We start from the raw sequence: 20,926 nt of genomic DNA, 5'->3' as shown, positions 1-20,926 counted from the left end.
GTGGGGCGAAGTTATCGCGCCAGGCAGGGTTCTACGCGCGTAGCGATGCCGAATAGCAAAAACCGATGGCCAGAACCCGGTCCGGGGTCCGGAGGGGCGGCTCTCGCCGCTCTCTCCGGACCCGCGGACCGCTGGTCCGGCCGCTCGGTTACGGAGCGGTCTTGACCGTGATCTTGCCGGCGATGATCTCGGCCTTGGCCTTGTCGACCGCGGCGATGACATCGGTCATCTTGGTGAAGGCCGGGTTGGAGGTGGCCAGGCCCACGCCGTTCTTGTCGAGGCCGTAGCGGATCTCACCGGACTGCGGCTTGCCGTCCTTGACCGACTTGATCAGGTTGTAGACCGCGCCCGTGACGTCCTTGGTCACCGAGGTGAGGATGGACTCCTTGTACTGGGCGAGACCCGACTGGTTGTACTGGTCGGAGTCGACGCCGATGGCCCACTTCTTCGCCTTGGCGGCGGCCTCGATGGAGCCCGAGCCGGCGAGGCCGGCGGCGGCGTAGATCACGTCGGCGCCCGCGTCGATCTGGCCCTGCGCGGCGGCCTTGCCCAGGTCGGGCTTGGAGAAGCCACCGAAGTCCGGCGGCTGCGTCAGGTACTGGACCTTGACGTTGACGTTCTTGTTGGTGTCCTTGACGCCCTGGACGAAGCCCGCCTCGAACTTCTTGATCAGCGGGGTCTCGACGCCGCCGATGAAGCCGACGGTGTTGGACTTGGTCACCTTGGCGGCGGCGACGCCGGCCAGGTAGGAGCCCTGCTCCTCGTTGAAGACCAGGTTGGCGATGTTCTTGCCGGTCTTCGAGGTGTCGTCGATGAGCCCGAAGGTGGTCTTCGGGAACTTCGGCGCGACCTCGGCGATGGCCGGGGCGTAGGCGAAGCCGACACCGATCACCGGGTTGTTGCCGGCGCGGGCCAGAGAGGTGAGGCGCTGGACCTTGTCCGGGTCGCCCTCGCCCTCGCTGGGCTCGGCCTCGGTGCCCTTGACACCGAGCTCCTTCTCGGCCTTCGCCAGGCCGGCGTAGGCGGCGTCGTTGAACGACTGGTCGCCGCGGCCACCGATGTCGTAGGCGAGGGCGGCCTTGGTGCCGCTGTCCGAGCCAGCCTCGGACGACGTCTTGCCGCCACACGCGGTGGCGGACAGTGCGAGAGCCGCGGACGCGATGCCCACGGTGGCGATCCTGGTGATCCGGCGCACTGGGAGGCTCCTTCTAAACCTGACCGAAAGCGCCACTTCCGGCGCTGGGTTCGCGGCGATCGTAACGCGCGTAGATGTCAGGTAAAGACGAGTTCGACAGCCGTTATCGGATCGACGCGTAGGGCGAACGAACGGTGAACTGTCCGATTACGAACGGTGGCGATCGGGCCCCACGAACGCCCTTCGAGCACTACGAACGGTGACCACGATGCACCTACGAGCGGTGAGCGTCGAGCAGGGCCGCCGCAGTGAACAGCTCCACCCCCACCCGGATCGCCTCCTCGTCCACATCGAAGTCGCCGCGGTGCAGATCGAGCCTCGCACCCGACCCCGGAGGCCGCACCCCGAGCCGTGCCATCGCGCCCGGGACGTGCTCCAGGTACCAGGAGAAGTCCTCGCCGCCGAGGCTCTGCTCGGTGTCCTCGATCGCGTCCGTTCCGCGGCGGGCGGCGTGGGCGTCGTGCAGGAGCTCGGTCATGGCGGGGTCGTTGACGACGGGCGGGACCCCGCGGACGTAGTTGATCTGCGACTTGGCGCGGTGGAGGGTGGCGACCTCGTCGATCGCGGCGTGCACCAGGTCGGGCGCCTCGCGCCAGGCGTGCAGGTCCAGGCAGCGGACGGTGCCGGAGAGCTCGGCGTGCTGCGGGATGACGTTGCAGGCGTGGCCGGACTCGATACGGCCCCAGGTGACGGCGAGCCCGGCGCGGGCGTCGACGCGGCGGGAGAGCACGGCCGGGACCTCGGTGACGATCTTGGCGGCCGCGGTGACCAGATCGGTGGTGAGGTGGGGGCGGGCGGTGTGGCCGCCGGGCCCGTCGAGGGTGACCTCGAGCCGGTCGCAGGCCGAGGTGATGGCGCCGGCGCGCAGCCCGATCCGGCCCGCGTCGACCCGGGGGTCGCAGTGCACCGCGATGATCCGGCCCACTCCGGTCAGGACGCCGGACTCGATCGCGTCGGCGGCGCCGCCGGGCAGCACCTCCTCGGCGGGCTGGAAGATCAGCCGCACGGCGTTCGGCAGCAGACCCTGCCGGTCGAGCTCGGCGAGCACCAGCCCGGCGCCGAGCACGGTGGTGGTGTGGACGTCGTGGCCGCAGGCATGGGCGCGGTCGGGCACGGTCGAGCGGTACGGCACGCCCGTCTTCGTGTCCGGGATGGGGAGGGCGTCGATGTCGGCGCGGATCGCGAGCATGGGACGCGCCCCGTCCCAGGTGCCGATGTCGCAGATGAGCCCGGTGCCGGTGGCGAGCACCTGGGGGTGCAGCCCCGCGGCCTCCAGCCGGGCCTTGAGCGCGGCGGTGGTACGGAACTCCTGATTGCCGAGCTCGGGGTGCATGTGCAGGTCCCGGCGGAAGGTGATCAGTTCCGTGCGCAGGGAATCGGACAGCGTGCCGGGCAGTTCGGCTGCGCCGCTGAGGTCGGCGTCGGGCTCGCGGGACATCAACTGGTTCACCCGTTGAAGAGTAGGCCCCTTTAAGCCCCAACTAACTCGAGATCAACAAAAGTTCAGCCCGTTAGGGGAAAGAAAATCGTCTGACAACGCATAGCTGTGCGTAGGTGTGGGTAAGCTCACGCGATCGCGCCCACGATGTGGACACACCCGGCCACGGCCAGGGCCCCGCCCGCGTGAGATCCCGTCACACGGGGGCAGCGATCCGGTGGACGTCCCGGGCCGTGCCGGTCACCCCCGCCAGGAAACCCTGCGCCCGAGGTGATGCGGTGTCCTTGAGCCATTCGGGCGAGATGTCACAGACCGCGACCCTGACCCCCGTCCCCGCGAGGGCGAGCGGCAGGGTGTGCACGACGGTCGACGGAAAACTGAGCACGGTACGTCCGATCGGGCCACGCCTGGCGATCAGCTCCAGCGGAAGATCGGGCCTGACGATCTCCAGACCGGTGCGGCGGGCGAGCCGGTGCAGCTTCTCCGGGCTCTCGCGGCGGTGTGCGAAGTAGCGGGTCGCGCCGTGCTCACCGGCGAGCGCGGCGACCGCCTCCTCGTACTGCTCCGGGTCGACCACGCCCGTCTCGACCAGGGAGGTGCCGACCAGGTCGGCGCCCCGGGTGAGACGCGGCGGACCGAAACGGGAGCGGGTCCACGCGAAGGTGTTGGCGGTGACCGTGATCCCGGCCGGAGGTTCCACGGGCATCGAAGTGAAGACCTCGACCTCACGGGACGCCGAGGGCGAGAGCCGGCGGCGCGCGGCGGCGGAGACCGGCGCGAGCACGAGCTCGCGCGGTCCCCGCCGTCCGCGCCGGTGCCAGCGCACCAGGCGCTCGCCCCGGGCCACCTGGGAGACGTACTCCATGGTGGCGGTGCCGTCGTCGACGACCGTGAGGTCCTTCGTCCCGACCAGGGTCAGCAGCAGCTGCACATAGCGGGAGAACGGGTCGCCTATGACTATCCTCCGCGACCTGCGCAGCAGCGGAGCCAGCTCCCGGATCGTCCGCAGGGGCGCGCCCTTGCGGCCGCGCGCCTCCTGCCAGCGGACCGTGAAGCCTTCGTCGCGGGCGAGCTCGGCCATGCGGCGCAGCTGACCGCGCGACATGGGGTCGGTGGGCGACAGGACGACGACGGTGAGATCCCGTGCCGCCGCTGCCGCTCCACCCGTGGCCGGGGCGCCCGGCTGTGCCGGAACCCCCGGCAGCGTGCCGGCCGTGGTGCCGGTCCGCGTGCTGTGTGCCCACTCCAGGACGTTCAGCAGCTGGACCGGGCTCTCGACGAAGGCGAGGTCCATGGTCGTCAGACCGCGACCGCTTCGGCCTGCTCGGCCTCGGCATCGGCCTCGACGACGACGCCCGCGACGCGGCGGAGCTTCTTCATCGGGGCGAGCTCGGACTCGTACACCTTCTTGACGCCGTCACCGAGGGCGGTCTCGATGGTGCGGATGTCGCGGACGAGGCGCTGCAGACCGCCGGGCTCGACGGAGGCGGCCTGGTCGGAGCCCCACATGGCGCGGTCGAGGGTGATGTGGCGCTCGACGAACGCGGCGCCGAGGGCGACGGCGGCGAGCGTGGTCTGCAGGCCGGTCTCGTGGCCGGAGTAGCCGATCGGGACGTTCGGGTACTCCTGCATCAGGGTGTTGATCACGCGCAGGTTGAGCTCCTCGGCCTTGGCCGGGTAGGTCGACGTGGCGTGGCAGAGCAGGATGTTGTCGCTGCCGAGGACCTCGACGGCGTGCCGGATCTGCTTCGGCGTCGACATACCGGTGGAGAGGATGACCGTCTTGCCGGTGGCGCGCAGGGCGCGCAGCAGCTCGTCGTCCGTGAGGGACGCGGAGGCGACCTTGTGGGCCGGGACGTCGAACTTCTCGAGGAAGGCGACGGCCTCGGTGTCCCACGGCGACGCGAACCAGTCGATGCCGCGCTTCTTGCAGTGCTCGTCGATCTGGCGGTACTCGTCCTCGCCGAACTCCACGCGGTGGCGGTAGTCGATGTAGGTCATCCGGCCCCAGGGCGTGTCGCGCTCGATGTCCCACTGGTCGCGGGGGGTGCAGATCTCCGGGGTGCGCTTCTGGAACTTGACCGCGTCACAGCCCGCGTCGGCCGCGGCGTCGATCAGCGCGAACGCGTTGTTCAGGTCGCCGTTGTGGTTGATGCCGATCTCGCCGGTGACGTAGACGGGGTGGCCGGGGCCCGCGGTCTTGCTGCCGAGGGTGCGCAGACGGGAGTTCATGAGGGGTTCCTTACGGGGTGGTGACAGGGGACGGGGTGTTGAGGGTGGGACCGAGGAGCCAGGTGGCGATCTCACGGATCGCGCCGGCGCCACCCGGGGTGGTGGTGACGGCGCGGGCGGCGGCACGCACGGAGTCGTGCGCGCTCGCGACGGCTACGGGCCAGCCGACGAGCCCGAAACAGGGAAGGTCGTTGACGTCGTTTCCGGCGTAGAGGACCCGCTCGGGCGCGACCGCCTGCTCCTCGCACCACTCCTTGAGGGCGAGGTCCTTGCGGTCGATGCCGTGCAGAACGGGGATGGCGAGTTTCCGGGCGCGCGCCGCGACCACGGGGTTCTGCTCGGTGGAGAGGATGAGCAGCTTCAGACCGGCGCGGCGCAGTGCTGCGATGCCGAGTCCGTCTCCGCGGTGCACGGCGACGAGTTCACGGCCGTCGGAGTCGATGAGGACACGGTCGTCGGTCTGCGTGCCGTCGAAGTCGAGGACGACGGCGTCGACGTCCGCCCGGGTGGGCAGGGGCGTGGGATCGAGCAGCGGCGCGAGCGCCCGGGCGCGGGCCAGGTCGTGCGGGTCGTCGATCTCCAGTACCCGCGCGGGGTCGGTCTCGACGAGCGCGGTCCGGCCGAAGAACCGGTGCCCGTGCGTCCGGAAGCCCCTGGCCTCCATGGCGTACGCGGCGCCGGTCTCCAGGAAGTCTTCCGGCCGGTCCTGGCGGCGGGGCCGGTAGGACTTGTCGTGGTTGACGCCCTGGCCGTCCTCCACCGTGGCCGCTGCGTCCTCGTCGGCGGCGCGCGGCTGGGCCGGGATCGCGGCGAGCGCGGGGACACGGCGCCAGACGAAGGCATGGAAGGGGGCCACCGTGACCGCCGTGTCCGCGCCGTCCTCGACGACCGCCGATGCGACACCGTCGATGTCGTCGCTGGTCAGGAACGGGCTCGTGCACTGGACGAGGAGGACCACGTCGGCCGGGGCGCCGTGGATCGCCTCGTGGGCGTCCATCGCGTGGAGGACCGCGGACTCGCTGGTCGCGGTGTCGCCCGCAATGGCCGGCGGACGCTGGACACAGTGCACTCTGTCGGCTTCGCCGAGGGCGGCGCCCGCGGCGCGGGCCGCGTCCGCGATCGCGGCGTCGTCGGTGGAGACCAGGACGTGCGTCACGAGGCTCGCGCCGAGGCAGGCGCGAACGGCGCGGGCGACGAGCGGGATGCCGCCGACCTGGGCCAGGTTCTTCGCGGGGACGCCCTTGGAGCCGCCGCGGGCTGGGATCACGGCGAGGACGGTGGACATGGAGGAGAGCTCCTTAGGCTGGATCACAGGGCGCCCATGCGGCGGATGACAGGGGCGACGCGCTGCACGCCGTGGCGGTACGCGCCGCGCGCCGCCCCCCGCACCGCGTCGCGCGCGATTCGGCGCAGACCGGTGGGCTCGGTCACCGCGGCCGCGCCGGGCAGCGGGGTGCCGTCGACGGCGAGGTGGTGGCGGGCGAGGATGCCGGGCAGATAGCCGGGCGCGGTGGCCGCCGTGTAGTACGGGGCGACCGGGGGGAGTTCGGGACGGCCGAGCAGTTCGGTGACGCGCTTGCGCGCCTCGTCGAAGGCGGTCTCGTACGTACCGTCGGCGGCGACGCCCTGACGGGCCAGCCATTCCTCGTCCGGCTGCGGCCGGTGGCCGCCGTCGAGGGCGTCCCAGGAGGTGAGCAGCCCGGACCCGAGGAAGTGGTGGTTCCCGAGTGCTTCGCGCACCCCGAGGTCGGACAGCACGGCCGTCGGGATACGGCGGTGCAGCGCCTCGAGCGCGGCCGTAGACGAGACGGTGACCAGCAGGTCGGTGCGGTCGAGGACTTCGCCCATGTGCCCGTACACCAGGCTGAAGTTGGGCGGCAGCCCGCCGGGGAGCCTGTCCGCCAGCTTCTGGTACGGCAGCTCCTCCAGGTGCGTGGTGTGCTCACCCGGCTTGGAGCGCAGCTTCAGCAGGACCTCGCGGTCCGGGTGGAGCCGGGCGTGCTCGACGAGCCTGCGCAGCAGATACGTACGGTCGGCGCGGCTCTCCGGCACGGACGGCTGTGCCGCGAAGACAACGGTGTCGCGGCCGTCCTCGCGTGTGTACGGCGCACCGCCGAGGAACGGCAGCGCCGCCTCGGTCACCGCGGACGCGTCGGCGCCGACGCCCTCGTACACCGCGCGGAAACGGTCCGCGTCGTGGCGCGAGTTGGCGAGCACGATGTCCGCGCCGTGGCGCAGCAGCAGGCCGTCGGCGAGCTTCTCGTAGACCACCCCGACGTAGCCGGTGACCAGCACCGGCCGGCGCGGCAGCCGCAGCGCGGCCAGTCCGTTCAGCATCGCCTGCACGGCGCCGCCGACGAGGGCGAGGACGACGATGTCGTACCCCTCGTCGCGTATCGCGCGGAGGAACTCGGCGCCGGTCACTTCGCGCAGGTCGTCCGCCGTGACCCCGACCTCGGCGAGCTGGCGGGCGGTGGGAGTGGCACGGCCGCGCAGAAGGAATCCGGTGAGGGCTATGCCCTGGACGGAGTCTTCCGCGGGGTCCGGCGCGGTGATCCGGCGCGCGGTGAGCGCACCCCACTTCCACCGGGTGTCGGAGTCGGCGAGCACGGCTACGCGCAGCGCCTTGCTGGTACTGGATGGCACGTCGAAGACGCTAGAAAGGCATTCCGGTCGGCAGCCCAACTGGGCAGCAACAAATGGTTAACAGCACGTCGACGAATCGCGAAATGGCCTGTCAAACGCACTGGTTAACAATTCTGCCGCACCTTGTTCACCCACCGTCTTTCCTGGCGTCAGAGTGGATGACGGGCCGGCACTTAGTGTCCGGTGGGTGGTCAAGCTCTCCGTCATCGTGCCGTTCTACAACGTCCAGTCATATGCGCCCGACACTCTCAGAAGCCTGCGCGCGAACGCGCGCGAGGACTTCGAATTCCTGCTCGTCGACGACTGTTCGACGGACGGGACGCCCGAGATCCTCGAGCGCGCCGAACGTGAGGTTCCGGGAACGGTCCTGATCAGACACGAGAACAACGGTGGGCTGGCCACGGCCCGGAACACCGGCCTGGACGCGGCACGCGGCGAGTACATCACCTTCCTCGACGGCGACGACTGGCTGGCGCCCGGCTACTACGAGCAGCTGCTCGCCGCGATCGAGGAGCTCGGCGTCGACTTCGTCCGCACGGACCACGTCCAGTGCACGGGCCGCGACCGCAAGGTGTTCCGGGTGCCGGTGGGCCGCCGCGGCGAGGTGCTGCGGCCGCGCGACGCGATCCTGCCGGCCGACCGCACGACCTCCGTCGACTACCCGATGGCGTGGGCCGGCATCTACCGGCGTGAGCTGCTCGACCGCGGGCTGCTGCACTTCACGGACGGGCTGCGGACGGCCGAGGACCGGCCGTGGATCTGGCGGCTGCACCGCGAGACGGAGTCCTTCGCCGCGGTGGGTCTGCTCGGGATCTTCTACCGGCGCGGCGTCGCATCGTCACTGACCCAGATCGGCGACGTCCGGCAGCTCGATTTCATCCGGGCTTTCGACGAGGTGCTCGAGCAGACGGCAAACGATCCGGATAACGAACGGCTCCTTCCGAAAGCCGTACGAACATATTGCGCCCTTATTTCCCATCACCTGGGATCAATGGAGAGGTTCGAACCGGCCGTGGCCCGGAAATTGCGTTCGATGAGTGCGGCCGCGCTGCGGCGGATGCCGCAGGACATTCTGAAGGACGCGCTCGGCTCGATGGACGCCGAGCGGGCGTCCCGGCTGCGCCGGGTGCGCCGCAGGGCCCTGGGCGTACCGATACCGGCCCCGGCCGGCGCCGCTTCCACTGCCACTTCCGCTTCCGCGGGGGCGGCCGCCTGATGGGTACGACGCGCACCACCCAGATCTTCTTCGCCTCCACGCTGTACGGCGCCACGACTCTCGCGGCCGCGCTCGACAGCGGCTGCTTCGAGCCCGCCGACCGGCGGCTGCTGCTGGTAAGCAACAACGCGCCGGTCCCGGAGACGACGGCCTCGCTCGACGAGATGCCGGGCTTCGAGCGGCTGCGCGGGCGGTTCGACGAGGTGCTGTCGTGGAACGAGGCGATCGAGCCGTTCCACCCCAGCGGCTGGACTCCGCGGCCGGACGACGTCCCGATGTGGGAGCGGTATCTGCGGGTGCTGTGGGGGCTCGGGGACGACCGGATCGAGCTGGCCCTCGAGTCCATCCAGGTCAGCCCGGCGCTGGCGATCGCCCAGCTCTTCCCGGACGCGCGGCTCGATGTGTACGCGGACGGGCTGATGAGCTACGGCCCGACCCGAAACAAGATCGACCCGCTGGTCGGCGAGCGGGTGCGGCGGCTGCTCCACCTGGACCTGGTGCCGGGGCTGAAGCCGCTGCTGCTGGCGGAGTTCGGCGCGGAGCCGCGGCTGGTGCCGGTGGAGGCGTTCACGAAGGTCGTCGAGGAACTGGCCGAGGACGCGGCAGAGTTGGCCCTGCCGGGCGGGCCCGCCGATACCGTGCCCACCGACGAGCCCCCGGCCCTGCTGCTCGGGCAGTACCTCGCGGCGCTGGACATCCTCACGGCCGACGAGGAGGAGACGCTGCACCTGCGCATGGTGCGGGGCGCGGTCGCGCTCGGCCACCGGCGTCTCGTCTTCAAGCCGCACCCGGTGGCCCCGGCCGCGTGGTCGCGGGCGCTGGAGCGGGAGGCGGAGCGGCTGGGCGCGGAACTGACCGTGCTGGAGGAGCCGTTGCTGGCCGAGGTGCTGTACCAGGAGGTCAGGCCGGGGCTCGTGGTGGGCTGTTTCTCGACGGCGCTGCTGACGGCGAGCACGTTCTACGGCATCCCGGTCGCGAAGATCGGCACCGAGCCGCTGCTCGACCGGCTCACGCCGTACCAGAACAGCAACCGTGTGCCGCTCACGATCGTCGACGCGCTGCTGCCCGATCTGGAGGAGGGCAGGTCAGGTGCGCCCGGGCCGGCGGACGAGGAGCTGTCCGGGCTGGTACGGGCGGTGGGCTTCGCGATGCAGCCGCAGATCCGGTCCGATCTGCGCACAGCGGCCGAGACCTATCTGGCCGCCCATCTGTCGCCCCGCACCTGGCGCTACTTCAAGCGCCGCCGCCTGACGGTCCTGGGGCTTCCGGGGGGCATCCCGGTGCCCCGGAACGCGGCGGTGCGGCGGGTGGCGCGTCGGGTGCGGCGGCTGAAGCGGGCGGCGTTGGGTTAGGGCGTTTCCCTTCCCCACCCCGCCCCTTCCCGAAACTGGGGGCTTCGCCCCCAGCCCCGTCTCGGGGCTCCGCCCCGAACCCCGCACCTCGAACTCCCCCTACACCCTGCGGGCGTGGCGAACACCCCTGGCAGGGCTCATTCCGGACCCGCCCGGCGGCACCGGCGCATTTCAAGCCCGTCCGGCGCTTGAGGACGCACGCCCCGACCCCCGCCGGGCGTTACCGGGCACACCCCCCAAGCCCGTCCGGCGCTTGAGGACGGACACCCGGCTCCCGCCCGTACCGGGCACACCCCAAGCCCGTCCGGCGCTTGAGGACAGACACCCGGCCCACCGAACGGTGCCGGGCCGGGCTCGGCCGGCGCGTGCCGGGGGGCAGGGGGCTAGCCCCCTGAAGAAAGCAGCACCGCACCCACCCCCGCGACCACCGCCGCCAGCCCCGCCTCGAAGCCGGCGTCGTGGTGTGCGAAGAGCTCGAAGCCGGCTTGCGCCGCCAGCGGATGGTCCGCCAGCCGCTCGGCGCGGGCCTGTAGGTCGTAGCCCTCCGCCCCCGCTCCCGCCTCCGCCGCCGGATCGGGGCCCATCGCCTGTTCCTCGATGACGTAGCCGATCGTGTAGCTGTACGCGGTGAGCCAGGCACGCGCCGCCCCGGCCGGAGTGAAGCCGGCGTCGACGAGCACCCGCAGGTGGGCCTCCATCGGGCCGGCGTAGCTGGTGTCCGTGAAGTGCGTACCGCTGTAGACCTTGGCGCCGTCCCGGTAGCGCAGCAGATGCGCCCGTAGGCCGCGCATCGCTCCGGCGAGCCCTTCGCGCCAGTCCGCGGGGGGCTCGTCCGGCATGTCCGCGTTCATGCGGCGGAGCATCTCCGTCGCCATCTCGTCGAGCAGCGCCTGCTTGTCCTTGAAGTGCCAGTAGAGCGCCGGCGCCTTGACGTCGAGCTCCTTGGCGATGGCGCGCAGCGTCAGCCCGTCCAGACCCACTTCGTTCAGCAGGCGCAGGGCGGCCTCGGCGACCCGGGCGCGGTCGATCTTCGTTGGTCCCACCTTGACAGTTTAACGCCGTTAAGGGCATGCTCTCGCCCATGGCACTTAACACCGTTAAGGAAGCGGACGTACTCATCGTCGGCGCCGGCCCCACCGGGCTCACGCTCGCCGTCGACCTGGCCAGGCGCGGGATCACTGCACTCTTCGTCGAGAAGGCGGACGGACTGTTCCCGGGCTCGCGGGGCAAGGGCATCCAGCCCCGCACCATGGAGGTCTTCGACGACCTCGGCGTCGTGGGCGCGGTACGGGACGCGGGCGGGCCCGCCCCGGTCGGGATGGTCTGGCAGGACGGCGAACGGCTGGGCGAGCATGTGATGTTCGAGCCGGTCGAGCCGTCGGAGGCCGAGCCGTACAGCGGCCCGTGGCTGCTCCCCCAGTGGCGTACGCAGGAGATCCTTTACGCCCGCCTCTCCGAGCTGGGCGGAAGCGTCACCTTCGGCGCCGCGCTCACCGGGCTCGCCCAGGACGCCGAGCGGGTGACCGCCGGGCTGTCGGACGGCACCACCGTCCTCGCCCGGTACGTGGTCGCGGCCGACGGCGGCCGCTCCACGGTGCGGGGGCTGCTCGGCATCGGCATGACCGGCGAGACGATCGACCCGAAGCCGATGCTGGTCGCCGACGTCCGTATCCCGGCGCTGGACCGGGACAACTGGCATCTGTTCCCGCCGGCCGGCGACCAGGGTTTTCTCTCCGTGGCGCCGCTGCCGGGCCACGAGGAGTTCCAGCTCGTCGCCCAGTTCGCCGACCACGACACCCCCGACACCTCGCCCGCCGGGGTACGGGCCGTCGTCGCCGCCCGCTCCCATCTGACGGCGGACCAGGTCACCGACGTGCGCTGGGCATCCGACTTCCGGCCGCGCGCCGCCCTCGCCGACCGGTTCCGTGAGGGGCGCGTCTTCCTCGCCGGGGACGCCGCCCACATCCACTCCCCCGCCGGCGGCCAGGGCCTCAACACCAGCGTCCAGGACGCCTACAACCTTGGCTGGAAGCTCGGCCAGGTGCTGCGCCACGGCGCACCGCCCGCGCTCCTCGACACGTACGAGGAGGAACGGCGGCCCGTCGCCGCGGACATGCTGGGCCTGTCCACGCGGGTGCATCGCGGCGAGGAGCAGCGCGGCCGGAGCACGCAGCAGCTGGGCCTCGGCTACCGCGGCGGCCCGCTCGCCACCGGCGCCGCGGGCGCGCTGACGGCGGGCGACCGCGCCCCGGACGGCCCGCTGCCGGACGACCGGCGGATCTTCGACGTCCTGCGCGGCCCGCACTTCACGCTGCTCGCGGTGGGCACGGACGCGGACCTGCCGGAAACCCTCCCGGAGGTGGTCCGCGTCCACCGGACCGGGCCGTACGAGCCGTACGGCAAGGGCCTCTTCCTGGTCCGCCCCGACGGGTACGTGGGCTGGGCGGGCGAGGACGCGGCGGGGCTCGTCGGCTACCTGGCAAAGGTCACGGACAGGACCTAGTCGTCGCCGTCGAGCAGCCGGTCGGCAGACAGCTCCAGGGCGACGCCGACCGACCCGGGCCAGCGGGACGGACATGCCGCGCTTGTATGTCGCGCAGATTCCGTACTCATCGCCGCCGGGGCCCGTGTGCACCAGGACACGATCGTGCTTGCGGGCCACGACGACGTACACCAGCGGATCCCGGGCCGCAGACACTCCGCCCGGGATCACTCGTTCGGGGCGCGCACGTCAGAACGCGTCCGTCGGGACGTACGTCCCCCACACCTCCCGCAGCGCGTTGCAGACCTCGCCCACCGTCGCCCGCGCCCGCAGCGCGTCCTTCATCGGGTAGAGGACGTTGTCCGTACCCTCGGCGGCCTTCTTCAGCTCGGCGAGGGCGGCGTCGACCGCGGCCTGGTCGCGCTCGGCACGCAGCTTCGCGAGGCGCTCCGCCTGCTGGGCCTCGATGGCGGGGTCGACGCGCAGCGGCTCGTACGGCTCCTCCTCGTCGAGGGTGAAGCGGTTGACGCCGACGACGACCCGCTCGCCGCTGTCGGTCTCCTGGGCGATGCGGTAGGCGCTGCGCTCGATCTCGTTCTTCTGGAAGCCGCGCTCGATGGCGTTGACGGCGCCGCCGAGCTCCTCCACCTTCGCCATCAGCTCCAGCGCCGCGGCCTCCACGTCGTCCGTCATCGACTCGACGACGTACGAGCCCGCGAACGGGTCCACGGTGGCGGTGACATCGGTCTCGTACGCGAGGACCTGCTGGGTGCGCAGGGCGAGGCGGGCCGACTTGTCCGTCGGCAGCGCGATGGCCTCGTCGAAGGAGTTCGTGTGCAGCGACTGGGTGCCGCCGAGAACCGCGGCCAGGCCCTGGACGGCGACGCGCACGAGGTTGACCTCGGGCTGCTGGGCGGTCAGCTGCACGCCCGCGGTCTGCGTGTGGAAGCGCAGCATCAGCGACTTGGGGTTCTTGGCGCCGAACTCGTCCCGCATCACCCGTGCCCAGATCCGGCGGGCGGCCCGGAACTTGGCGACCTCCTCCAGGATCGTGGTACGCGCGACGAAGAAGAACGACAGACGCGGCGCGAAGTCGTCCACATCCATCCCCGCGGCGACAGCCGTCCGGACGTACTCGATACCGTCCGCGAGGGTGAATGCGATCTCCTGCGCGGGCGAGGCCCCGGCCTCGGCCATGTGGTAGCCGGAGATCGAGATCGTGTTCCACTTCGGGATCTCGGCCTTGCAGTACTTGAAGATGTCGGCGATCAGCCGCAGCGAGGGCTTGGGCGGGAAGATGTAGGTGCCGCGGGCGATGTACTCCTTGAGCACATCGTTCTGGATCGTGCCGGTCAGCTTGTCCGCGGGGACGCCCTGCTCCTCGCCGACGAGTTGGTAGAGGAGCAGCAGCAGGGCGGCCGGGGCGTTGATCGTCATCGACGTGGAGACCTTGTCCAGCGGGATCCCGCCGAACAGAACGCGCATGTCGTCGATCGAGTCGATGGCCACACCGACCTTGCCCACCTCGCCGTGCGCGATGGCCGCGTCGCTGTCGTGGCCCATCTGGGTCGGCAGGTCGAAGGCGACGGACAGGCCCATCGTGCCGTTCGCGATCAGCTGCTTGTACCGGGCGTTGGACTCGACGGCGGTGCCGAAGCCGGCGTACTGGCGCATCGTCCACGGACGGCCGGTGTACATCGACGGGTAGACACCGCGCGTGAAGGGGTACGAGCCCGGCTCGCCCAGCTTCTCGGCCGGTTCCCACCCGTCCAGGGAGTCCGGTCCGTAGACCGGCTCGATGGGCAGTCCCGACTCCGACTCGCGCGCCATGTGCTGTGCCTCCCGCTAGAACTACTGCTAAAGCTGCTACTACCGACTGGTACCGGCCCTCGCGACGGACTGTAGCGGCGGGCGTGCGACGCGTGGAGTGGCGCACGCTGGGACCTTCCTCACAGGATGCTCCCGCTGTTCGCAACCAAGCTCGGTCGGAGAGCATCCCTACTGATACACAACCGTCCCGGGGGGCACTTATGCGCCGAATGTCCGTACTGCACAGAACCATGATGGCCGCCGTCGCGGTCGCTGTCGCCACCGGCTGCACCGCCCAGGCCGCGGGGGGCGGCCGGGCGTCTGCCGGCAGTTCGCCGTCGACGACGGCCGCGGCGTCGACCGACCCGGTCACGGACGCCAAGCCGAGCGAGGCCCCGCCGGCCTCGCCGTCCGTGCCGCCCACCCCGGAGGCCACGCCGTCGGCCGCGGCGCCCAAGGTGCTCATGAAGGAGGGGACGGAGAACGAGCAGGTACGGGAACTGCAGGCGCGGCTCCGTCAGATCGGTTACTTCCACCGCTCGCCCACCGCGTTCTACGGCTCGATGACCGCGAAGGCGGTCAGCGGCTTCCAGACGAAGCGCGGGCTGCCCGCGACCGGTTCGGTCGACGAGGTCACCTGGGCGAGGCTCGTCGCGATGACGCACAGGCCGACCGCCGACGAGCTGCGTCCGTCGACGACGAACACCCTGGACAAGCCCGACGCGCGGTGCATGAAGGGCCGGGTGCTGTGCATCAGCAAGGAGAGCAGGACGCTCGCCTGGATGATCGACGGCAAGGTCATCTCGGCGATGGACGTGCGCTTCGGCTCGGAGAACACCCCGACCCGTGAAGGAACGTTCAGCGTGGGCTGGAAGGCCAAGGAGTGGACGTCGACGATCTACCACACGCCGATGCCGTACGCGATGTTCTTCAGCCGCGGCCAGGCGGTGCACTACTCGGCGGACTTCGCCGCCCGCGGCTACAACGGCGCGTCGCACGGCTGCGTCAACGTCCGGGACAAGGGGAAGATCGCGTCGCTCTTCGACCAGGTGCGGGTCGGCGACAAGGTGGTCGTCCACTGGTGACGGTGGAGAGAACAGGGGGCGCGGGCGGGACCGGGGGAACGTGTCCCGCCCGCGCCATTGCGCCGAGCCGTAGGTACGGGGGGAACCCCGGCTCAGGCGCAGCCGATGACCAGTCGGCTCACTCACTACTGCGCCGTAGCCCCGAAAAACGTCACACCTGGCCGAAATTTTTTCCCGTGGAAGGAAAAATCCCAGGTCAGGAGGGTCAGGCGGAGGCCGGAACGGAGGGGGTCGGCATCGGCGTCGGCGCGGCGGACGGTGACGTCACCGGGAGGCTCGGGCGCGACGGACGGACCGGGAGGGACAGATGGCCCGGGAGGGACAGGTTGCCCGGGAGGGACGGTCCGGGAAGGTGGGCCGGGGGCGCGGGCTTGACCGGAGGCGCCGGCACGGCAGGAGGCGCGGGCTCGATCGGGAAGGCGGGGAAGGTCGGGGGCGCGGGGGACCCGTCGGCGTCGCCGTCCCCGCCGGGGTCACCGCCGCTGTCGCCGTCACCACCGCTGTCACCGCCGCTGCCGCCACTGCCGCTGCCGGAGTCCTGGCCCGCGTCCGACGTACCGTCACCGGCCGAGCCGCCGGACAGCACCCGGTCGCAGAAGCGCTTGATCCTGTCCGCGCCGTTGGCCGCGTCCTCGAGGCGGCGCCTGCGGTCCTCGTCCAGCCGCCCGGTCCGGTAGTCGCGGCAGGCGTCGACGGTCCTGCGGTACCGCTCGACCGACCCCTCGCGGTCCGGCCCGGTGGACTGGTCCCGCTCGCCGCTCCCGCCGCTGCCGCCGTTGGCCGCCTCGTCGAGTCCTGCCCCGCCCGTGGGCACGGAGGCGCCGGAGGACGGGGTCGAGGTCGCGCTGCCCGGCCCGGACGGGGGCGGCACCGGCATCGTCGCCCCGTCGTCGCCCGTCGGTGAATCGGAGACCAGCGGTCCCGGCGTGACGGCGGCCGACACGGTGGAGGCGGGTGCGGGGTCGCGGTCGCCGCCGAAGGGCGTGGGCAGCACACCGGCGCCGGCGGCGACGGCCACACCGCCGACCGCGAAACCGGCCAGCGAGGCGGCCAGTCCCCAGCGCACGGGCCGGCCCAAGCGGGCCCGCCGCGGCGCTGATGCCGCGAGCCGGACGGTCGGGAGCAGCTCCGCCCCGCCGCCGTCGCGCGCCTTGCGGAAGGCCGCGAGCGCGGCCTCCTCACCGCGCAGCGGCTCCGCCGACGGTGTCGGTCCCGGTCCGGCGCCCGGTGTCCGTACGGCGTCGAGCGCGTTCGCGAGTCCACGGGCCTGGTCCTGTGCGTGATCGCCGACGGCCTCGACCTGTTCACCGCGCAGCAGTCGCTCCGCCGCCTTCTGGTCGAGCCACTGGAACTGCTCCTCGGCCATCACATGTCCTTCTGCGTCCGCGGACGCGAATGCGTCACACCGGCCGAGCGTGCCGCACCGGGGCGGGGGCCGCGCTGCGGCGGTACGGCGCCGAGTTCCGAGCCGCGTCCGAGGCCGTCCGCGGTCCCGTTACTACCGTTACTACCGTTGCTTCCGGTGCTGCCGTACCCCCCGTGCTCGCCGCCACCCGCGCTGATGAGCTCGGCCAGCCGCTTGAGCCCTCGGTGCGCGGCGGTCCGTACCGCACCCGGTCGCTTCCCCAGCGTCTTCGCCGCGCTCTTCGCGTCGAGACCGACGACCACGCGCAGCACGACGGCCTCGGCCTGGTCCTGCGGCAGTTGGGCGATCAGCTCCATCGTCCGGCCGGTGGCGAGGGCTTCCATGGCCTCGTCGGCCGTGTCCGACTCGGCGGGTTTCCCGGTGAGTTCGGTCTCGTCGCCGCCGATGGCGGGGCGCCGGCCCCGCATCCGTATGTGATCCAGAGCACGATTGCGGGCGATCCGTGCCGCCCAGCCACGGAACCGGTCGGCGTCCCCGCTGAACCGCTCCAGGTCCCGCGCTATCTGCAGCCAGGACTCGGACGCGACATCCTCGGCGTCCGATTCGCCGACCAGCGTGCGTATGTAGCCGAGCAACCGCGGATGCACGGCGCGGTACACAGTCCGGAAAGCGTCTTCGTTTCCGTCCTGAGCCGCGAGCACCGCGGCGGTCAGCTCCGCGTCGTCCCCCAGCACTCCCACTACCTGTTCGTCATCGCGGCTGGTCACCACTGCCGCACGCCCCATCGCGCAGGAGCACGCTACGTGCCTACCATTGCGTACGTCCATGTCTTGTACAACTTGCAACATTCTGCTGTAGCCGTGCGTGTGACAGAAAACGCACCCACGGCGCTGTAGGTAGTACGGGGTCGCGCAGCGATCCCGGCGGACGACGACCGGGGCCTCTCCTGTGGGGGGTGGCGGCCCCGGTCGTCCTTTCCGAATCTCCCGCCAGTAAACCCGGCCCGCGCCGGGGCCGGCATCAGTGCTGCCCCACGAAGGCGTGACGGCCCTTCAGATTCTCTGCAGGCCGGACGGCCGTGACGTATTGCGGCCGCTGTGCGCTGGGGGCGGCCGCTGTGCGCTGGGGTGGGTGTCAAACCCGTTCAACATCCGCCCGAAGCATAGCGAACCTAGGGAATACGTACCGGACATGAGATCTCGACGCATATGGGTCACGGCCACCACGGTGGTGGCCGGACTCGCCGGAGTGCTCGTCTTCCAGGGGGTGACCGGCCAGCCCTGGGAGGGCGCCGGTGTGGAGGGCAAGGCCGGGCCAGTGAAGGCGGAATCTCGGACAACTGCGTTGAAAATGGACGGCAACGGCCACCGCGCCTCGCTCGCCCAGCGCGACACCGAGCCGTTCGGCATGCTCGGCGTCACATGGACCGATCCGGCCGCCCGGGTCACCGGCACCGTCGAGGCCCGCACCCGCGCGATCGGCTCCGGAAAGTGGTCGAACTGGCTGAAGCTGGACGGCGACAGCGGCCAGGGCGAGAAGTCGGCGCGGCGTGGCGGTACGGAACCCGCCTGGGTGGGTCCGTCCGACGGCGTGGAAGTACGGGTCACGGCGGGCGGCACGACCTCGTCCCGGCTCCCTGCCGGACTGCGCCTCGACATGGTCGACCCGGGCAAGGGAAGCGGCGCGGCGATGGAGCCGGCTGCGTTCGCCGTGGAGGAGAGTGCGACCCCGACGTCGGAGCCCCCCGCCCCGGAGGACACGGCCTCGGCGCCCACGTCGTCGGCCCCGGCCGAGCCGACCGACCCGGCCACCGACCAGCCGACGGACCCGCCCTCGACGGAGACCACTCCGTCGGAGTCCGTCACGCCGAGCGAGTCGGCCTCCCCGTCGGCCTCGTCCTCGCCCACCTCCACGGCCACGGCCACGACCCCGACCGCGCCGCCGTCCACCGCCCCGCGTCCGCCGATCACCTCACGGGCGGGCTGGGGAGCGGACGAGTCGATCAGCCCGGAGGAGCCGGGCTATCTGCCCGGCGAGAAGATCAAGGCCGTCGTGGTCCACCACACGGCCGAGAGCAACACCTACACCTGTGCCGACGCTCCGGCCGTGGTGCGGGGCGTCTACACGTACCACGTGAAGCAGCTCGGCTGGAAAGACATCGGCTACAACTTCCTCGTCGACAAGTGCGGGACGGTCTACGAGGGCCGCAAGGGAGGCGTCGACCTGCCCGTGCTGGGCGCCCACGCCTACGGCTTCAACAGCGAGACGACCGGCATCTCGGTCCTCGGCACCTACACCGACGCCGCTCCCTCCCAGGCGGCGATGACCTCGGTGGCCCGTATCGCCGCCTGGAAGCTGGGCCAGTACGGCGTCAGCCCGACCGGGACCGCGACGCTCACGGCCGGTGCCGCCGGCCAGAACCTACTCGGCGCCACCTGGGCCCAGGGCACCCAGCGGACCCTGCCGACGATCCACGGCCACCGCGACGGGTACAACACGCAGTGCCCGGGCACCGCCTTCTACGGTCAGCTCGGCACCATCCGCAGCTGGGCCGGCGGCCCGGTCGCCGGACTCGCCATCAAGTCCGTCACCGGCGGCGTCTCCGGCTCGACGCACTACACGAAGGCGGGCATCACGGTCGGCTGGTCGGCCTCGACGCCCGCGGCACTGATCAGCAAGTTCGAACTCCTCGTCGACGGCAAGGTCGTGGCGACGACGGCCGGCTCGGCCACCTCCGCCGGCGCGACCCTGCCGGTCGGCTCCCACCAGGTGGCGGTGCGGGCGGTCCACCAGTCCGGGAAGACGGCGACCTCCGCTGCCGCCACGGTCGTCGCCGAGACCACCGCCCCGGTCTTCACGACGAAGCCGTCGCTCGCGCTGCGCACGGGCACGGTGAGCACCACGGCCGTGCCGCTCACGCTGTCCTGGAAGGCGAGCGACAGCGCGGCCCTGAGGGAGGTGCGGCTGACCGCGCCGGTCGCCAAGACGTACGGCCCGACGGTGACGAGCGCCGCCCACACCGCCAAGTCCGGTGTGGCCACGGCCTGGAACGTGACGGCGTACGACCAGGCCGGCAACACCGCCGCCGCCTCGGTCACCGGGACGCCGGTGATCCTGCAGGAGACCTCCGCGGTCCGGAGCGGTACGTGGTCCACCAGGTCCTCGTCCAGCTACCTGGGCGGCGCGTCCTACTCCAGCACGTCGAGGAACGCCTCCCTGACGTGGACGTTCACCGGAAGGTCGGCAGCCTGGGTGGTCTCCCGCGCGTCGACGTCGGGTCAGGCATACGTCTACGTGGACGGGGTGAAGGTGGCGACGGTGGACCTCAGGTCCACCACCACCAAGTACCGCGACGCGATCTGGACCAAGACCTGGACCACGTCCGCCAAGCACACCGTCAAGATCGTGGTGGTCGGCACGTCCGGCCGGCCGACGGTGACCACGGACGGTCTCGTCTACCTGAAGTGATCTCCGTGTGAAGTGAAGCGCCGCTGCCGCTCACCCGTCCGATCGGGTGGGCGGCAGCGGCGCTCTGCTTCCTTCGTCGCTGTTTCTTCGTCGCTGCTTCCTTCGTCGCTGCTTCCTTGGTCGCCGCTTCCTTGACGCCGCTTCCTTCGGTCGCCGCTGCCGCAGCTCAGCACGACACCCTCCGGCCGACCCGGCCGTGCAGCAGCAGATAGAGCCGCTGTACGGACTCCTCCGAGCCCGCCTCGAAGCGGTTGACCACCTTGCCCAGCGGATTCCAGACCCTGCCGTCCGGCATCCTGACGCCGACCGGCTGCCCGAAGAACTCCCGCTGCTCGGCATCGAGATCGACCCACTGCCCGCCGGCCCGGCGCACGATCACCTCACCCGTGTACGCCCCGAGCCCCCGCAGAACCGCCTCCACCTGAGCCCGCTCCGGCTGGTCGCGACGCAGCCCGTCGACCACGAGGTCGACGAGTCGCAGGCTGGCGACGGAGTAGTCGAGCGGCAGCCGGTTCCGCTCGGTCAGCTGTGCGACGAAACGGGTGACGTAGGCGCGCATGTCCCGCGCGCCGGGCAGTGTGCCGAAGTCCCTGTCCATGCATGATCAAGCGACATCGATGTCGGGACCATCACGGTG

At 71.4% G+C, this 20,926-nt stretch carries 16 protein-coding genes; 5 read left to right on the top strand and 11 right to left on the bottom strand.

All coding sequences use genetic code 11. From position 1 onward, the window contains the following. Nucleotides 1-148: 148 nt before the first annotated feature. The 6 genes from ACWCXB_RS27700 to ACWCXB_RS27675 form a co-directional block, all read right to left on the bottom strand. The gene (locus ACWCXB_RS27700; protein ID WP_450726482.1) at nt 149-1,195 is read right to left on the bottom strand and encodes a BMP family lipoprotein; all 1,047 of its coding nucleotides are present in this window, start codon (nt 1,193-1,195) and stop codon (nt 149-151) included. Between the two features lie 214 nt (nt 1,196-1,409). Continuing rightward, entirely contained in the window at nt 1,410-2,633 is a 1,224-nt protein-coding gene (locus ACWCXB_RS27695) for an amidohydrolase (protein ID WP_450726508.1), read from the bottom strand. 196 nt (nt 2,634-2,829) lie between these two features. After that, on the bottom strand, nt 2,830-3,927 hold the full coding sequence (locus tag ACWCXB_RS27690) for a hypothetical protein (RefSeq protein WP_450726481.1): 1,098 nt from the start codon (nt 3,925-3,927) through the stop codon (nt 2,830-2,832). 5 nt (nt 3,928-3,932) lie between these two features. Beyond that, the gene (locus ACWCXB_RS27685; RefSeq protein ID WP_450726480.1) at nt 3,933-4,865 is read right to left on the bottom strand and encodes an N-acetylneuraminate synthase family protein; all 933 of its coding nucleotides are present in this window, start codon (nt 4,863-4,865) and stop codon (nt 3,933-3,935) included. Between the two features lie 10 nt (nt 4,866-4,875). Then, nucleotides 4,876-6,150 carry a cytidylyltransferase domain-containing protein gene (locus tag ACWCXB_RS27680; RefSeq protein ID WP_450726479.1) on the bottom strand — a complete coding sequence of 425 codons (1,275 nt, stop codon included), beginning with the start codon at nt 6,148-6,150 and terminating at the stop codon, nt 4,876-4,878. Between the two features lie 23 nt (nt 6,151-6,173). Continuing rightward, nucleotides 6,174-7,511, bottom strand: coding sequence for a DUF6716 putative glycosyltransferase (locus ACWCXB_RS27675; RefSeq protein WP_450726478.1), 1,338 nt, complete (start codon nt 7,509-7,511; stop codon nt 6,174-6,176). A gap of 187 nt (nt 7,512-7,698) precedes the next feature. Here ACWCXB_RS27675 and ACWCXB_RS27670 point away from each other — a divergent pair, with 187 nt between their 5' ends. After that, entirely contained in the window at nt 7,699-8,727 is a 1,029-nt protein-coding gene (locus ACWCXB_RS27670; RefSeq protein ID WP_450726477.1) for a glycosyltransferase family 2 protein, read from the top strand. Then, the gene (locus ACWCXB_RS27665; RefSeq protein WP_450726476.1) at nt 8,727-10,079 is read left to right on the top strand and encodes an alpha-2,8-polysialyltransferase family protein; all 1,353 of its coding nucleotides are present in this window, start codon (nt 8,727-8,729) and stop codon (nt 10,077-10,079) included. Before ACWCXB_RS27670 ends, ACWCXB_RS27665 begins: the two co-directional genes overlap by 1 nt. Nucleotides 10,080-10,462: 383 nt before the next feature. On the opposite strand, the gene ACWCXB_RS27660 is transcribed toward ACWCXB_RS27665, so the two are convergent. After that, nucleotides 10,463-11,122 carry a TetR/AcrR family transcriptional regulator C-terminal domain-containing protein gene (locus ACWCXB_RS27660; protein ID WP_450726475.1) on the bottom strand — a complete coding sequence of 220 codons (660 nt, stop codon included), beginning with the start codon at nt 11,120-11,122 and terminating at the stop codon, nt 10,463-10,465. Nucleotides 11,123-11,160: 38 nt separating this feature from the next. Between ACWCXB_RS27660 and ACWCXB_RS27655 the strand changes: the two genes are divergently transcribed. After that, complete coding sequence (locus ACWCXB_RS27655; protein ID WP_450726474.1) at nt 11,161-12,582, top strand: FAD-dependent monooxygenase; 1,422 nt, start codon at nt 11,161-11,163, stop codon at nt 12,580-12,582. 228 nt (nt 12,583-12,810) lie between these two features. Here ACWCXB_RS27655 and ACWCXB_RS27650 read toward each other — a convergent pair whose 3' ends face one another. After that, the gene (locus ACWCXB_RS27650; RefSeq protein ID WP_450726473.1) at nt 12,811-14,391 is read right to left on the bottom strand and encodes an acyl-CoA mutase large subunit family protein; all 1,581 of its coding nucleotides are present in this window, start codon (nt 14,389-14,391) and stop codon (nt 12,811-12,813) included. A gap of 200 nt (nt 14,392-14,591) precedes the next feature. Between ACWCXB_RS27650 and ACWCXB_RS27645 the strand changes: the two genes are divergently transcribed. After that, on the top strand, nt 14,592-15,455 hold the full coding sequence (locus ACWCXB_RS27645) for a L,D-transpeptidase family protein (RefSeq protein ID WP_450726472.1): 864 nt from the start codon (nt 14,592-14,594) through the stop codon (nt 15,453-15,455). 205 nt (nt 15,456-15,660) lie between these two features. On the opposite strand, the gene ACWCXB_RS27640 is transcribed toward ACWCXB_RS27645, so the two are convergent. Further along, nucleotides 15,661-16,821, bottom strand: coding sequence for a hypothetical protein (locus ACWCXB_RS27640; protein ID WP_450726471.1), 1,161 nt, complete (start codon nt 16,819-16,821; stop codon nt 15,661-15,663). After that, nucleotides 16,821-17,555 carry an RNA polymerase sigma factor gene (locus ACWCXB_RS27635; RefSeq protein ID WP_450726507.1) on the bottom strand — a complete coding sequence of 245 codons (735 nt, stop codon included), beginning with the start codon at nt 17,553-17,555 and terminating at the stop codon, nt 16,821-16,823. The genes ACWCXB_RS27640 and ACWCXB_RS27635 overlap by 1 nt, the downstream gene beginning before the upstream one ends. A 457-nt stretch (nt 17,556-18,012) precedes the next feature. Between ACWCXB_RS27635 and ACWCXB_RS27630 the strand changes: the two genes are divergently transcribed. Then, on the top strand, nt 18,013-20,289 hold the full coding sequence (locus ACWCXB_RS27630; protein ID WP_450726470.1) for an N-acetylmuramoyl-L-alanine amidase: 2,277 nt from the start codon (nt 18,013-18,015) through the stop codon (nt 20,287-20,289). Nucleotides 20,290-20,455: 166 nt separating this feature from the next. Here the strand turns inward: ACWCXB_RS27630 and ACWCXB_RS27625 are convergent, their stop codons facing one another. Next, the gene (locus tag ACWCXB_RS27625; RefSeq protein ID WP_450726469.1) at nt 20,456-20,887 is read right to left on the bottom strand and encodes a hypothetical protein; all 432 of its coding nucleotides are present in this window, start codon (nt 20,885-20,887) and stop codon (nt 20,456-20,458) included. Nucleotides 20,888-20,926 lie beyond the last annotated feature (39 nt).

Source organism: Streptomyces sp. NPDC001514, from assembly GCF_053597075.1.
The sequence above is the reverse complement of the archived record's forward strand: the minus strand, read 5'-3'. Positions and strand labels throughout refer to the sequence as shown.